Raw genomic sequence first — 13,988 nt, forward strand, 5'->3', positions numbered from 1 at the left:
TTTAGATGAGATTTTGAGCACCATTAATTTCGCTCTAACGTTGTTTCTACTTTTTCACCCTGTTTATTGACGGTGGTGATGATCAATCGCTCTTTATCTTGAAATATTGGGTTTGAATTGATAAAATCACAGAGGTCTATAGACGCAAAACTCACCCCATCCACAGCGAGTATTTGGTCTCCAATTGAAATTTTTTCAGAAAGCTCAGTACTCCAGACCGATCCAATATACAAGCCCTTATTTTCAGGAAAATAGGATATGGGAAATTTGTATAAATGCTCTGAACTTAATTTAGCCGACTTAAATGGGTCGAAGTAAAATTTTTTATTCTTGTAATCTATTGTAATCAGGCCCAAGTCTAAAATCTTGCTTCCTATACTTGAGTTGTTACCTTGGGTTGTCTCTACCAATATATTATTGAATTTAAAACCATTCAAATCTAATTCTGGAAGTAATAGCCTGTGATGAAGCTCCTCTTTTGCCATGCCAAATAATCCCATCGTATTGATTGCTTTGGAGCTGGCTTTAGGTTCAAAAATATCATAGCGCTGGAATACTTCATAATTAGGTAAAGCTAAATCATACAGGGAATTGACACCTAAGTCTAGCAGCACTTGATGTTTAATTCCTTTCTTTTTATTTTTAAGAATTAAGGATATATATGGGCTACTCTGAGCATCCAAAACTAAATCCGAAGCTTTCTTTGGGTTAATATTCAACGATTTTTCACTACTTGAAAGGATAAGTGTGCTTGTTAAACCGTTAAGTTGAATTACGGAATTTCTAAGAAGATTACTCCCAATAAATCCATCTACTCCAAGGCAGGTGAAAATATCGTTTGGTTCAATAACCAATGCGGGAATATCATTGAATTCAATTGGCCCAATAGCGATGTTATTTAGCCTAACCAAAGCTAATGAATCGGCCTGTTGATTGATATCGGTGATAGTTATCTTTGAAATAGATGATGGATTAAGCTTTTTGGATAGTCTTTCACTAATAGCCGTAGGGGCTCCAGTGTCAAGGATAAACCTATAAGGTTCATTATCTAAAGTCACAGGTAATATGATCTTTCCGTTGATATTTTCAAAAGTGATTTCAGTAAGATAATCTTCAATAATGGCATTTCCCTTATTGAATGAAAAGCTATCCTGGCCCATGCTTGAATTAACCCCTAGGATAACAAACAAGGTAAAAAGAGCCAGTTTAATTTTAATTTTCTTCATGATGTATTTTTTTTATACAGGATTAATTATCTATTAATTGATTGTCTTTATGTTCAAGGATATGACCAAACTCTATTTTTATTATTTTCTGTAAATGAAATGCATCATTAACTAGGGAAAACGCTATTTCCCATGAAAACCAATCTTGATTTTGATTACCTGAGGTAATCATACTGTTCGATAATGAACGGCTTGTGTCCACTTTTGGCTTGCAATTAACTGATCTCCATATCCTTGAGTATTTTCTCCGTCTGCTCAATAAAATCCCCAAATGCCTTCTTATGCATCCATTTCATAAGGAAGTAAATCAGCGGCATGGTCAACAAAGCCAAACCCATTCCTTTGAGTAAAAAAGGCACATTCATAATCAGTTCATCAGCACTAACCCCATCTCCACTCCCGCCAACCAGTAGACCTGCCAAATAAGCCAAAGGCAAGAAAATCATTGACCTGATTTCAATCATTCGCAGTGTTTTGCGTGTCAGTGTTAGTTGGTCCTGTAAGGTTTGTAAGATAGGCTGATCCCAATTTTTCAGCAATTGATTAAATGCTCTTATGCGCTGATATATTTGCCAATGAAAGTATTGAGATTCCAGAATTAATACACCCAATGATATTTGTATGCTGATCGCAGGAAAAAGAAACATCAAATAAATCCCAACCACAGAAATCACCAGCCCAAACACCAGATTAGCCAGTAAGTTTTTCCGTAAAATCTTTATTGGGTTTTTACTTTCATTCACTTTTTTTAAAGTCAAGGTCTCTCGGTGGATACCCTTATCCTCCTTCATGTCTCTCCAAAGGTCATCTATCTCCATGATTGCTTGCTTTTAAATGAGTGGTTATTTTTTCTTTGATCCTGTGCAGCTTTACTCCCAAATTGTTTATAGAAACGCCTAAAAAGGCTGCTATCTCTGCATTGGAAAATCCATCCAAATGCATGGTAATGATGGTTTTGCTTACATCATCCAAACCTGCGATACAGGCATAGAGTAGGTCTGCTTTTCTTTGTTCAGGCTTTTCAATAGTAGGAAGGTTTTCCGCTGCCTCAATATTGACTTGTTGGATTTTCTCCTGCTTTCTTTTGGAAGTAAGGATAGTGTACAGTGATAACTTATACAGCCAAGTGTTGAAAGAGGACTCTTGCCGGAATTTATCTTTGCTTTTCCAGGCCTGAAGGATGATCTCTTGCTTGAGATCATCCTTATCGGCAGAGTCAGGGACATAAAGGCCCAGTAGGTGAAAGATTGTTCCCTGATGCGTATTGATGAGTTGTAGAAATTTTTTTTCATCCATAAGGTTTGCTTTACAAAGCAACCGCCTCTACCGAATATCCTTTTTGCTGTAACAAAGCGATCACTCCTAGTTTACCCGGCAAATGTCCAGCACCCACTGCCACAAACGAAGTACCTTTCTTAAATAATTCCTCTAAGGTTGGTACCCATGCCCTATTTCGGTTGTCTAGAATCTCTGCTTGATATTGATTCATCAAATCACTTGTTTTCATAAAGCCATATAAACGCTCAAGATCTCCCGATACATAAATCTCCATCATTTGGTCTAACTCTTTCTTTCCTGCATCATCTTTCAATGATCGGATGATTTCTTGAATTTGAAAATCTACGGGAATATTATCAAAGATTCCCACCTGAAAGGCAGCTGTCTCTAAATCAATCACAGGCATTTCTTTTTCAGTTGCAAAACCTGCCAAATGAGTTTCCAGACTAAAAGGCTCCTCACAGTCCAAGAAACCCATCGTCACCATAGAAGTCAATGTAAATGGCTTCAATACGCCCATTTGAGCTAATCCTGCCCCAAACTTGCTGGAGAGATACGTGTCCAATAATTTAAAATCCTCTTCCGGTAGATCAGTATAGATATTTTCAAATCCTGGATTTACAGCTAATTGCTGCATCTCTTGCATAATTTCCGGGTTAGCAGGATTCAACTCCATTACCAAATACTTGCTTTGGGACAGTGCTTCTTGGAAACTGGGCTTTTCCACAATACTTTGATCACATAAGATGTGCATGGTGCCAAATAGGTAGGAAGGTGACTCTAGACCATTCCCACTCACCTTCCATAATAAGGTGCTTTCTTGTGCTTGGACATTGAAAATAAAGAAAATGCTTGCGATAATGAATACGTACTTTTTCATAGAGGTTTTTTATTGTTTTTATTCATTAGTGTAGATGATAGACAAATTATTACATGATCTCTAAAAAAAAATATTGATGTCATACAGATGTCACCCAAATGTCATATTTTTAAAATTCAGGTATTAATAAATTTGCAAATGAATTTGGGGGAACAAATCAAAAAAGTCAGAACTGTACAAAATTTAACACAAAGTCAGCTGGCTGAAAAAACAGGAGTTTCGCTTAGAACTATCCAACGGATAGAAAAAGATGAAGTACAACCTAGCAGTTACTCACTTCAACAGTTAGAAAAAGCGCTATCCATTGATCTAAAAAAAGAAGATACTATTCAAGAGATGCCTTCCCAAAAAGTTTATAACATATCACTAAACATTAATACCACCGAGATGAGAGAACTGATCAAAGATTTAAAAAAGCTTATAGGAAAACATTGGAAGATATTGTTGGCTATTATATTACTGCTGTTGTTTTTGAAAAATTACACAGAAATCAAATCTGGATTACTGGATGGATGGTCTAAACAATAATATTACGACTTATTACATACGAAACTTATTATAACATACATAACAAAGGTTTTATGAAATCTTACCGGCCCCCCTCCCCTTTCTTTCAATTAATACATCTTAGCATATTTATCCTAATTTTGATAGGATGTCAAGAAAAGCTTGACCTTACAGCTATCCCCAAAGGAGATGATGGACAGGTATTTGCCATAGATACCAAAGATAGCGAGATCCCATACCTCGTTATTGATACGCAAGGTGCTTCTATTCCTTATGAACCAGGCGTGCCTGCTCAATTGAAAATCTATGAAAACAAAAAATTGGTGCAAACCCAACGCATAGATATAGAATTTAGAGGTAAAACTTCCTTTAGATTATCAGATAAGAAAGGTTTTAACTTTGAAACGATAGATGCTTCAGGCGAAGGAGTGGACGTTTCCTTTTTTGGCATGCCAGCAGAGGAAGATTGGCGACTTATCGGTCAAGTGGTAAACAAAAGTAATGGCTACATTTGGGATCAAAGTATGCTTTACAATTATATAGGCTACGAACTTTCAAGAAGTATAGGAAAATATGCCAGCAGGGGTGTGTTTGTAGAATTAGAAGTCAATGGAGAATACCAAGGTGTTTATTATTTCTGTGAAAAATTAAAAAGGGATAGCCAGAGAATTGATATCAAGTCATTGAATGCTACATCTACAAATTTAACAGGAGGCTATATTTTGACAATAGACAAGGTGTCCATAGGGGATGCAGGTATTGGCAAACCTTTATCTTATTTTTACAACAATTGGGATGATGATGCTAGGTATACCGAGCAAAATAGCTTCAGGAGTCAATACGATATATTCAAAAACAAAATCACCTTCCCTCCGTTCCACCCCCCCTACCACCAAAACCAACACTTAGAAACTTACTTTTTATATGAATACCCAAAAGACAGAAACATCACCGAAGCGCAAAAGAGCTATATAGCGCAATACATGTATGATTTTGAGACAGCCTTGATCACTGATGATTTTGATAAAGGCGAAAGGACTTATGCTGATTTTATTAACATTGAAACCTTTGTCGATTATTTCATTATCAACGAGCTATGCCGAAACGTAGATGCCTATAGGTTGAGTACATACTTGGTAAAAGACCGAAATGAAAAACTTTCGATGGGTCCGGTATGGGATATGAATATAGGCTTTGACGAAACTGATAGAATTCCCATCAATGATTGGGTGATTAATTATAACAGTTATGTCGCACAAGATGCTTGGATGATGCCATTTTGGTGGAATCGATTATTGGAAGATCCTGAATTCAGAAAAGTCCTTAAAATACGTTGGATGAATTTCAGATCAGGTGTCTTAAGTAACTCAAGATTAACTCAGCTTGTTGAAAATGCCTCTCAATATCTACAAAGTAACGGTGCTGTAGCGCGCAATTATGAAAAGTGGAACATCCCCGGCGCAAGACCATATGATCAAGCGATTGAAGAGTTGAAGTCATATTTGATGGAAAGAGCCAATTGGATGGATTCTGAAATTGGGAATTTTTGAAACACTTTACTTTTTAAAATATGTGTAACATGATTATACGCAATTACACCAGAAACTAAATAAAACGAAATGATCAAGCGGATATACATAATGTTCAATAATCCAGCTGCCACTTTTAATTAAATTTACCATCAGCACAGTTATTCCTTCCTTGAAATCTTCCCTTCCTTAATAAAAAATCCTAACCCGCTATTTTACAGTAAGTTAGGACTTTATTTTGCAGAGAGGAAGGGATTCGAACCCTCGATACCCTCACGGGTATACACGCTTTCCAGGCGTGCTCCTTCAACCACTCGGACACCTCTCTAGTTGAATCGGAGTGCAAAGAAAATTATAAAATAACCCCTAAGCAAACATTGGCCTATTTTTTCTTCGCTTAAGATTGGATCCGACTGGAGGTTAGGGGATTAGGGATTAGTTATTGGGGGATTAGGGATTAGTCATTGGTTATTGGTTATTAGGAGATTGGAAGAGTAATTGAGTAACTGGGTAATTGATTAATTGTGTAAAATTCTAATCGATTACACGATTACACAATTCATCAGGAAATTGGGGATTAGGGTTTAGTTATTGTGAGATTAGGAGATTGGGACATTTATCAGATTTTGGGTATTTCAAATTTTTAGTAACCCGTATTTCTCCTTTATAACTGATAAATATTACCTTATTTCTTGATTAGCTTAACTTAAACCTGAGCGGTCAAGGACATCTCTCCTGCTATGGGTTGGATAAGCTTTCTTCGGATTTCGGAGTCGCTATTTTCATTTGCGAGGAGAAACATCAATTTGGTGATGGCAGCCTCCGTGGTGATATCACCTCCACTAAGTACACCGATGCGCTTCAGATCTTTACTTGTTTCATATCTGCCTTGGATCACTCTTCCACCATTGCATTGGGACACATTGAGGATAATCAGTCCTTTTTTGACGGCTTTTTCCAAAGACTCAATAAACCATCGCTCACTTGGGCTATTTCCAGAACCATAAGTTTCCAAGACTACCCCTCTCAATCCCTTGGTCGCAAAGCAACTGTCCATGATATTTTGGGTAATACCTGGAAAAAGCTTAAGCACCATGACATTGTTGTCCAATTCATTGAAATACTTGAGTTTTTTACCCTCTTCAAAAGGCTTGATCGCAGCATAATTATAATCAATCACAATCCCCGATTCAGCCAAGGGAGGATAATTCTCCGATTCGAAGGCATCAAAATGCACACTTTGAACTTTCTTGGATCTATTTCCCCTCAGAAGCATATGATTGAAAAAAATACAGACTTCGGGCACTATAGGCTTCCCATTGGCTTTGGCTGTCGCGATCTCTAAGGATGTCATCAAGTTCTCCCTAGCATCAGAGCGCATAGCAGAGATGGGCAACTGGGCTCCTGTAAAGATCACAGGCTTACTTAAGCCTTGAAGCATATAGCTCATCATAGAAGCGGAGTAAGCCATGGTATCTGTCCCATGCAGCACGACAAAACCATCGTAGCTATCATAATTCTCATAAATGATATAAGCCATATCCACCCAATGGTGCATGTTGACATTGGAGGAATCTATAGGTTCTGGAAAGGAAATGACTGTAATCGCCGCATTCATACTAGTCAGAGTAGGGATTTTCTCTAAAATCTGACCAAAATTAAAGGGAACAAGGGAGCCACTTTCGTCATATGCCATCCCTAAGGTTCCCCCAGTATAAATAATCAATACGGAGGATGTAATTTCGCTTTTTGCAGCGGTATTCAATCTTACAATTTTATAATTCATGGCTGAAAACGATGAAAGATATTTTGGGTATTTGCTTCGGTAATTCTACAAACCTCCTCTAGGTTAGATTTGCAAAGGTCTGCTACTCGCTGGGCGATGATGGGGATGTATTCTGGGGAATTTCTCTTTCCCCGATGGGGTATTGGTGCAAGATAGGGGCCGTCAGTTTCTAAGACAAGATGTGCTAAGCCTACCTCAGGAAGTACTTTATCAAGTCCACCATTTTTGTAAGTAGACACACCTCCAATTCCAAGAAGAAAACCTAGGTCAATGATTGTTTGCGCCTGCTCAGTTGTACCTGTAAAACAATGGAATATCCCTCTCAACCGCTCATCTTTCATTTCTTGTATGATGGCGATTGTTTCGTCCATAGACTCTCTACAGTGGAGAATTATTGGCCATCCCTTGTCTTTTGCCCATTGTATTTGAATCCTGAGGGCTTCCTTTTGTTGCTCAAAGAAGGTTTTGTCCCAATATAGGTCCAAGCCTGTTTCTCCTATCCCAGCAAACTCTCGCTTATTGATCCAGTCTTCCATGATGTAAAGGTCTTTTTCAAAATCCTTTTTGACATCACAAGGGTGTAGTCCCATCATGGGGTGGCATCGATCAGGGTGATTCAACTCTACTTCCAGCATGGCATCGATGGTCTCCACATCCACATTGGGCATGTAGATCTTACTTACACCTGATTCAAAGGTTCTTCGAATCACCTCCTCTCGGTCTGATTCATATTTACTAGAATATATGTGTGCGTGAGTATCTGAGAATTGAGGCATTGAGGATTATAGATTTTAGCCCCGGGAAATCGGGGAGTTTTTATATCGGATTGAGCGGGTGATTTGAAAGCACCTGCTATTCAAGAACAATAACTTTATAACTTTTAAACATTCCAACTTTCTAACTCTTTAAGACTCCTTCACACTTCAATACTTTCTTCCTTTCCAGTTTGTTTTGGATGGCCAAAAATAATAAAGTATGGTCGTCCAAGCTGTAAATAAATAATATATTTCAAAAAAGAACAAAGCAAAGAGGCTCACCTCTTGTGAAATTTTCCTTTTGAATAGGTAAATAAAATAAGACTGAATGGACCATTTGGTCAACCAAAATAACCAGCCCAAAAATGTATAATTGACAATTAGTAAGATTACCAAAGGAAGAAAAAGTGCCTGTAATGCTAAAAGAGCTTTGATGGTCAGAGGCAGCTTCATCGCGCCATACATCCAGCGTTTTCGTTGCTCCAGTAGGCTAAAGAGATTGGGTTGGGCTTGGGTGACAATAAGGTTTTGATAGCTTACCTGATGAATACCTTTGAAGCCCTTTTTCTGAATTGACTGTGCGATTTCAAAATCCTCCGTTAGAGAGAATTTGAGCCCAGAAAACCCTCCTACGGCATCGTAGGCTTTTTTGGCAACCAACATATTGTTGCCCATGGTCGTCACTGACAATCCTAGATCAGACAAGACCTTGACCATTCCTAGCGTAAAGAGCCAATCGTAATCTTGCATCTTTGCATAAAAGTCTAGAGGTCGTACCGTAGTCACCCCTGTCACAAAGCCCACCTGATCGCTAGACTGTGCTGCTCTAATCATTTCTTTGGCCCATGAAGCGGGCACACTACAATCTGCATCGGTAAATAACAGGTAATCCCCTGTAGTAAAATTTCCCATCTGTGCTAAAGCATTAGCTTTGCCATTAATTTGTCGAGTTCTTTCTGCTATTGTTGGCACAATATTGATCAAGGAAGCATAAGGCTTGTTTGCTACCCATTCTTGAATGATTTCAGCGGTGTCATCAGTACTCTGATCATTTCCGAGGATAATTTGTAGTTTTTCTTTAGGGTAATCCAACTGCTCAAGCTCTTGCAAGCATTGAGAAATAATGGCAGCTTCATTTCTTGCGGGGATGAGGATGCTGATTTGGGGAAGTTCTTGGACTTCCTTTTTATGGTAGGTTCTGAAATTGGTTCGTAAAAAAACAACCAAAAATAAATTTTGGCAAAGTAAAAGCATCACACCAATAAGTTCTATTGCGACCATTATAATATAGCTGTTTCAAAACCTGCATCTTGAAGATATGACAAATAATCATCTAGCATAATTTTCAAGATCGGAAATGATTTCTGTTGGTCGTGAAACACAATTACCGATCCATTCTGTGTGTATTTGATGGATTTTTTCAGACATTTTTCTGGTGATTGCCGCTGATCATAGTCCCCTGTCAAGACATCCCACATGATCAATTCCATGGAGGCATCAATTTGCTTGAATTGACTTTTCTTAATCCTCCCATAAGGAGGGCGAAAAAGTCTAACCTCTATATCCAAAGTCTCTTTGATAATATCTTGGCAAGCCTTTATTTCTTCAAGATAAAGTCCATCTGCTGTTTTGAAACCATTGACATGATGAAAAGTATGATTGCCAATACCATGGCCTTGCGCCAGTACAGCCTTGGCCAATTCGGGATGTTTACGGACATTGTCTCCCACCATAAAGAACGTGGCTTTCATCCTCCTCTTTTCCAAAAGCTCTAAAACAAAATCTGTCACTCCAGGTACGGGCCCATCGTCAAATGTCAAATAGATTTTATTGACTTTCCTATCTCGATTCCAAGTGACTTCATTGAAAATCTCAGGAAAGAAAGAGGGAATGTGGTGGATGATCATGCTTATTGAAATCTAAGGCTCATTAAAGTGATGTCATCAGATCGCTCTTCCCCATTGGAAAATCTATCTAATTCCTCAAAAAAGGTTTTGTGAAAAATTTCAGGATCTACGCAAAGTTGAGTTTTGATATATTTTTCAAAACGCTCATCTCCATACTCTTCTCCTGCATCATTGAAACTCTCCGTCAAGCCATCTGTATAGAGGTGGATACTAAAACCTTTCAAGTGCGCACGATGCCCGACTTCCATGAAGGGCAATTCTTCAAAAGCCCCAAGAATGGTGGTGCCAGCTCCTAGCTTTTCGCTACGCATCTCTCCTTCCCAGCACAAAATAGGCGCATTATGACCTGCATTGATATAGGTAAGCTCTCTGCTTTTGTAATTGTAATACCCTAAAAAGAACGTGATGAACTTCTCCCCATTGGTGTTTTCAAAAATGGTGTAGTTCAGTTGCTCAACGATCATCTTCAAATCTGAGGTGCTTCTAAGCAAAGTTCTTAATGCCGCTTGAAAATTAGACATCAACAAAGCTGCCGGCATACCTTTTCCCGATACATCAGCTATACAAAAGAAAACTTCATCTTCTGATTTTCTAATAAGGTCATAATAATCTCCCCCTACCGTAGAGTGAGGAATATAGGTCACTTTTGCTTTAAGCTTTCCTCCTTGGGGTAGGTTGGCGGGAAAAAGCATTCTCTGCACATTGGAGGCGATTTCTACCTCCCGCTTCAAGCGCTCCTGCTCTAATTGCCTTCTTGCAAAGCGCTTATTCTCCAAAGCTACCACCAAGATATTGGTCAACGCTTGTGTGAAATCAAGGTCTAATTCTAGGGCATCATCTTTCTTTTTGAGAAAAAGAATAGCGAGCATTTTATCCTTATGATAGACCGGTAGATATGTCTCCAATTCGGCAAAGGAATACCCTTCCTCCACGAGGATATTCAAGGCTCCGCTTTCCTTATCATCTTTTACACTATCCAAAGGGATTTTATCGGGAACCCTAGCCTTGATTCCATGTGCTATACTTTGGGCATACCCTTCCTGATCTGCTACATAGAGGATCATAGACCTGATATTCAAATGCACCAAACAGGTGAACTTGAATATATTTAAGAGAACAGAAGAAGTTTTATTTTCATTGATGGCTTGTGTGATCTCCAGCAAAGCCTTCAATTCCAATTCTTTTCTTTGATATTTGAGCGTTTCTGAAGTCAAGGGGTTTTATTATAGTGCATGGTGGTTCATTAATCCTTTTTTGCTAGCTAGGAAGTAGAGTTCTTTACCGGACTCTATTAAATCTATCTTGTTGAAGATCTCCAAATCTGGTTCTTTGAGACATTTGATATATTCCTTTTCAAAAAGGGATTGCAAGGTACTTAGAAGTATTTCATCCTCCCAACCCAGCACCTCCTTCAGGTAAGTATAATGCTGTACAAAGTACAGTTCGTCAATCAAATCAAATTCCCTGTCTGTCATATTGATGTATATAATTGCTAAATTATGGCTTTTTGATGATTCAATAAGGTTAATTTAGAAAATTTAAGATAAAGTATAAAGCTAGTTTAAATGCTAAGTGAATATTGAAATTATTGTCATCACCTACCTTTCCACTTATATTTTCCTTTTAATGCTTTGACTACCGTATAGATAACATAAAAAGGATGAATCAAACTTGTCTTTAAATAAATCTGTATTGGCAGCTCATATTTGAAACTCTTCAATACCTTGCCCAATGCAATCCATTCTGAAAATATTTTCAAAGACCAGAGTATACCCAAAGCTATCAGCCCATTGGTAAAATCAATAAAGGTCAGAAAAAAACTACTCAGCCAGAACAGTTGAAATATGGCTGGTATAAAAGAAGAAAAAGCGTGATTTGTATCATGATACTTCCATTTGGATGCCCAGCGAACCCTTTGTTCAAATAAAGACTTCCAATCTGTTTGGGGTTTAGTTAGGACCAAACAATCCAAACCATTTCGATAACTCACAGCTGATGATCCATATTTGGCAGTAATCTTTTTGAGTAGAAACTCATCATCTCCTGAGGCTACTTCTCTATTTCCAGCATAACCGTTTACGGCGATAAAAGCATTTTTTCTGTAGGCTAAGTTTGCTCCACTACACATCAAAGGTTGTCCTCTTCTAATGGAAAAATTGGAGACTAATAAGATACTTGCCCAATCAATTTGTTGAAACTTATAAAAAAAAGAATCCCCACCCTTGGTCATCACAGGACCTGAGATGAGTTGTATTTCACTATTTTGAAAGTCATGGAGCATCTCTTGTAACCAAAATCTAGGCAAAACACAATCTGAATCTGTAGTCAGTATGATCTCACCAAGAGCGATTTGGATACCCGATTCTAAAGCGGCCTTCTTCCCTTTCCCTTTTGATTCTATTATCAAGTGATCAAATCTGCTTGTTGACTTTTCGACCAAAGCTGATAGTCTTTCTACGGAGTAATCTTCGCTGTGGTCATTGATCCAAACTACCTGCAAATGCTCTACATCTAATTGCTCGATAGACGTAAAAATTCTAAGTAAATTATCTGCTTCATTTCTAAAAGGAATCAACAGGCTAAGTGATTGATGGGAAGAATTTGTACTAGGATTAACCAGCTCGCTCTTCCATTCTGTCGCGAGTAATAGCAAGGAAACAGCATAAACTATCCCAACAAAAAGAGCCAATGTTATCATGAATTGAATTAAATTGCAGCGATGGGTAAAGAAGAGAAAAAAGCACCAAAGGAAAAAATAATTTTAGGAATTGACCCGGGTACCAATGTAATGGGCTATGGTTTGATCCTGATTGAAGGCAAAAAGTACAGCTTGTTACAATTTGGCGTCATCCATCTCAAGAAGTATAGCACACATGAATTGAAGCTGAAAAAGATTTTTGAAAGGGTCACTGGAATCATTGATGAATTCAATCCCGATTCAGTAGCCCTTGAAGCGCCTTTCTATGGAGAAAACATTCAATCCATGCTCAAATTAGGCAGGGCGCAAGGCGTGGCCATGGCAGCGGCATTGGCAAGAGAAATCCCGATCACGGAATATTCTCCAAAGAAGGTAAAGCAGTCCGTCACGGGTAATGGAAATGCTTCCAAGGAACAAGTGGCTGAGATGCTCAAAACCCTATTAAACATCAAAGAATTACCAAAACTCCTAGATGGAACTGATGCATTGGCAGTGGCACTCTGTCATCATTTCCACGACGGTAGGATTCAGTCTAGGGGAAGGACGGCTGGTTGGAAATCATTTTTAGAAGAAAACCCAGACCGAGTGAAAGGATTATAATATACCTCTTAAAAATTTTACAATTACTTTGGTGAAAATTTAAAAAAGCTTATATATGTTATTGGCATTAACCAGTAGCAATCGACAAAACCTATGAATTAAACTTTATAATAGAGAAGCATAATATCAAATAAAAAAACCGCTCTTAGAGCGGTTTTTTACTGGTTTAATATATTTTAGAAACTGTAACCAAGAGACAACTTGAAACCTCTATTATATATAGCGGCATCTGAATCTTTGAATACTGGAGAAGTTCCGTAATCATAGCTACCTTGGATATTCAATCCTTTGGGTAAGTTATAACCTACGCCCACGACAAAACCTAGATCAGTTTTGGTGATGGCATCAGTTTCATAACTGAATGAAGATCCGAAGAAATCACCCTCGAACTTAGATCCAGTCAAGAATGAAGCTTGTGGACCTCCAAATATATTCAATCCATCAGTAACATAGAGTCTTAGCAATAAAGGTACATCCACATAATTTAAAATCGCTCTACTGTTAGCGAAATCATCATTTTGCGTACCCTTGATTGAATAATACACTCCAGGCTCTAGTGCAATTCTCGAACCTAAGAAAATATTGGTATAGAGACCACCGTGAAATCCTACTCGATTGTCGTAATCATTATTGGAAGCATCAGACCCTCCGAAATTGAAAAAATTAGCACCACCCCTGATACCGAATCCTCCAATTGCATCATTTCTATCATAATTCTGTGCATTGATTTCTAAAGCGAAGAATGCAAATACTGCAAATAATAAAATGGATTTTTTCATAGTAATAAATAATAGTTGGTTTATACTTTCTATTACTCTAAGA

General features: G+C 38.0%; 15 protein-coding genes and 1 tRNA gene. 3 read left to right on the top strand and 13 right to left on the bottom strand.

Going from position 1 to position 13,988, the window contains the following annotated elements; genetic code table 11:
* Positions 1–23 precede the first annotated feature (23 nt).
* The 4 genes from CHB66_RS12630 to CHB66_RS12645 all read right to left on the bottom strand — a co-directional run bounded on the left by CHB66_RS12630 (position 24) and on the right by CHB66_RS12645 (position 3,384).
* Positions 24–1,226, bottom strand: coding sequence for a retropepsin-like aspartic protease (locus CHB66_RS12630; protein ID WP_089241510.1), 1,203 nt, complete (start codon positions 1,224–1,226; stop codon positions 24–26).
* A gap of 215 nt (positions 1,227–1,441) precedes the next feature.
* Positions 1,442–2,044 carry a hypothetical protein gene (locus tag CHB66_RS12635; protein ID WP_089241512.1) on the bottom strand — a complete coding sequence of 201 codons (603 nt, stop codon included), beginning with the start codon at positions 2,042–2,044 and terminating at the stop codon, positions 1,442–1,444.
* Positions 2,031–2,522 (bottom strand): RNA polymerase sigma factor, encoded by a 492-nt coding sequence (locus tag CHB66_RS12640; protein ID WP_089241514.1) that lies wholly within the window; start codon positions 2,520–2,522, stop codon positions 2,031–2,033. Before CHB66_RS12640 ends, CHB66_RS12635 begins: the two co-directional genes overlap by 14 nt.
* Before the next feature lie 10 nt (positions 2,523–2,532).
* On the bottom strand, positions 2,533–3,384 hold the full coding sequence (locus tag CHB66_RS12645; RefSeq protein WP_089241516.1) for a TraB/GumN family protein: 852 nt from the start codon (positions 3,382–3,384) through the stop codon (positions 2,533–2,535).
* A 138-nt stretch (positions 3,385–3,522) separates the two neighbouring features.
* On the opposite strand from CHB66_RS12645, the gene CHB66_RS12650 reads away from it, so the two are divergent.
* Both CHB66_RS12650 and CHB66_RS12655 read left to right on the top strand, forming a co-directional pair.
* Positions 3,523–3,912 (top strand): helix-turn-helix domain-containing protein, encoded by a 390-nt coding sequence (locus tag CHB66_RS12650; RefSeq protein WP_170932492.1) that lies wholly within the window; start codon positions 3,523–3,525, stop codon positions 3,910–3,912.
* Between the two features lie 119 nt (positions 3,913–4,031).
* A complete protein-coding gene (locus tag CHB66_RS12655; protein WP_170932493.1) occupies positions 4,032–5,441 on the top strand; it encodes a CotH kinase family protein in 1,410 nt (469 codons plus the stop codon).
* 220 nt (positions 5,442–5,661) lie between these two features.
* On the opposite strand, the gene CHB66_RS12660 is transcribed toward CHB66_RS12655, so the two are convergent.
* The 8 genes from CHB66_RS12660 to CHB66_RS12695 all read right to left on the bottom strand — a co-directional run bounded on the left by CHB66_RS12660 (position 5,662) and on the right by CHB66_RS12695 (position 12,566).
* A tRNA-Ser gene (locus tag CHB66_RS12660) sits at positions 5,662–5,748 on the bottom strand.
* Between the two features lie 378 nt (positions 5,749–6,126).
* The gene (locus CHB66_RS12665) at positions 6,127–7,206 is read right to left on the bottom strand and encodes an asparaginase (protein ID WP_089241522.1); all 1,080 of its coding nucleotides are present in this window, start codon (positions 7,204–7,206) and stop codon (positions 6,127–6,129) included.
* The gene (locus tag CHB66_RS12670) at positions 7,203–7,982 is read right to left on the bottom strand and encodes a TatD family hydrolase (protein ID WP_089241524.1); all 780 of its coding nucleotides are present in this window, start codon (positions 7,980–7,982) and stop codon (positions 7,203–7,205) included. The genes CHB66_RS12665 and CHB66_RS12670 overlap by 4 nt, the downstream gene beginning before the upstream one ends.
* A 147-nt stretch (positions 7,983–8,129) precedes the next feature.
* Positions 8,130–9,242, bottom strand: a complete 1,113-nt coding sequence (locus CHB66_RS12675) for a glycosyltransferase (protein ID WP_089241526.1) — start codon at positions 9,240–9,242, stop codon at positions 8,130–8,132.
* Positions 9,242–9,868, bottom strand: a complete 627-nt coding sequence (locus tag CHB66_RS12680) for a polysaccharide deacetylase family protein (protein WP_089241528.1) — start codon at positions 9,866–9,868, stop codon at positions 9,242–9,244. Before CHB66_RS12680 ends, CHB66_RS12675 begins: the two co-directional genes overlap by 1 nt.
* 2 nt (positions 9,869–9,870) lie before the next feature.
* Positions 9,871–11,082, bottom strand: coding sequence for a PP2C family protein-serine/threonine phosphatase (locus tag CHB66_RS12685; RefSeq protein WP_089241530.1), 1,212 nt, complete (start codon positions 11,080–11,082; stop codon positions 9,871–9,873).
* Positions 11,083–11,091: 9 nt separating this feature from the next.
* Entirely contained in the window at positions 11,092–11,343 is a 252-nt protein-coding gene (locus tag CHB66_RS12690) for a hypothetical protein (protein ID WP_089241532.1), read from the bottom strand.
* A 119-nt stretch (positions 11,344–11,462) separates the two neighbouring features.
* Positions 11,463–12,566, bottom strand: coding sequence for a glycosyltransferase (locus CHB66_RS12695; RefSeq protein ID WP_089241533.1), 1,104 nt, complete (start codon positions 12,564–12,566; stop codon positions 11,463–11,465).
* 21 nt (positions 12,567–12,587) lie between these two features.
* Here CHB66_RS12695 and ruvC point away from each other — a divergent pair, with 21 nt between their 5' ends.
* On the top strand, positions 12,588–13,166 hold the full coding sequence (gene ruvC / locus CHB66_RS12700; RefSeq protein ID WP_089241535.1) for a crossover junction endodeoxyribonuclease RuvC: 579 nt from the start codon (positions 12,588–12,590) through the stop codon (positions 13,164–13,166).
* A 176-nt stretch (positions 13,167–13,342) separates the two neighbouring features.
* Here the strand turns inward: ruvC and CHB66_RS12705 are convergent, their stop codons facing one another.
* Positions 13,343–13,945, bottom strand: a complete 603-nt coding sequence (locus CHB66_RS12705) for a porin family protein (protein ID WP_089241537.1) — start codon at positions 13,943–13,945, stop codon at positions 13,343–13,345.
* Between the last annotated feature and the right edge of the window lie 43 nt (positions 13,946–13,988).

Origin of the sequence: Belliella buryatensis, from assembly GCF_900188245.1 — a bacterium.
Classification (GTDB): domain Bacteria; phylum Bacteroidota; class Bacteroidia; order Cytophagales; family Cyclobacteriaceae; genus Belliella; species Belliella buryatensis.

Coding starts and splice junctions, on each gene's coding strand:
- CHB66_RS12690 (WP_089241532.1), bottom strand. CDS start 11,343: ATGACAGACAGGGAATTTGATTTGATTGACGAACTGTACTTTGTACAG.
- ruvC (WP_089241535.1), top strand. CDS start 12,588: ATGGGTAAAGAAGAGAAAAAAGCACCAAAGGAAAAAATAATTTTAGGA.
- CHB66_RS12680 (WP_089241528.1), bottom strand. CDS start 9,868: ATGATCATCCACCACATTCCCTCTTTCTTTCCTGAGATTTTCAATGAA.
- CHB66_RS12665 (WP_089241522.1), bottom strand. CDS start 7,206: ATGAATTATAAAATTGTAAGATTGAATACCGCTGCAAAAAGCGAAATT.
- CHB66_RS12705 (WP_089241537.1), bottom strand. CDS start 13,945: ATGAAAAAATCCATTTTATTATTTGCAGTATTTGCATTCTTCGCTTTA.
- CHB66_RS12675 (WP_089241526.1), bottom strand. CDS start 9,242: ATGGTCGCAATAGAACTTATTGGTGTGATGCTTTTACTTTGCCAAAAT.
- CHB66_RS12640 (WP_089241514.1), bottom strand. CDS start 2,522: ATGGATGAAAAAAAATTTCTACAACTCATCAATACGCATCAGGGAACA.
- CHB66_RS12695 (WP_089241533.1), bottom strand. CDS start 12,566: ATGATAACATTGGCTCTTTTTGTTGGGATAGTTTATGCTGTTTCCTTG.
- CHB66_RS12645 (WP_089241516.1), bottom strand. CDS start 3,384: ATGAAAAAGTACGTATTCATTATCGCAAGCATTTTCTTTATTTTCAAT.
- CHB66_RS12630 (WP_089241510.1), bottom strand. CDS start 1,226: ATGAAGAAAATTAAAATTAAACTGGCTCTTTTTACCTTGTTTGTTATC.
- CHB66_RS12670 (WP_089241524.1), bottom strand. CDS start 7,982: ATGCCTCAATTCTCAGATACTCACGCACACATATATTCTAGTAAATAT.
- CHB66_RS12650 (WP_170932492.1), top strand. CDS start 3,523: ATGAATTTGGGGGAACAAATCAAAAAAGTCAGAACTGTACAAAATTTA.
- CHB66_RS12635 (WP_089241512.1), bottom strand. CDS start 2,044: ATGGAGATAGATGACCTTTGGAGAGACATGAAGGAGGATAAGGGTATC.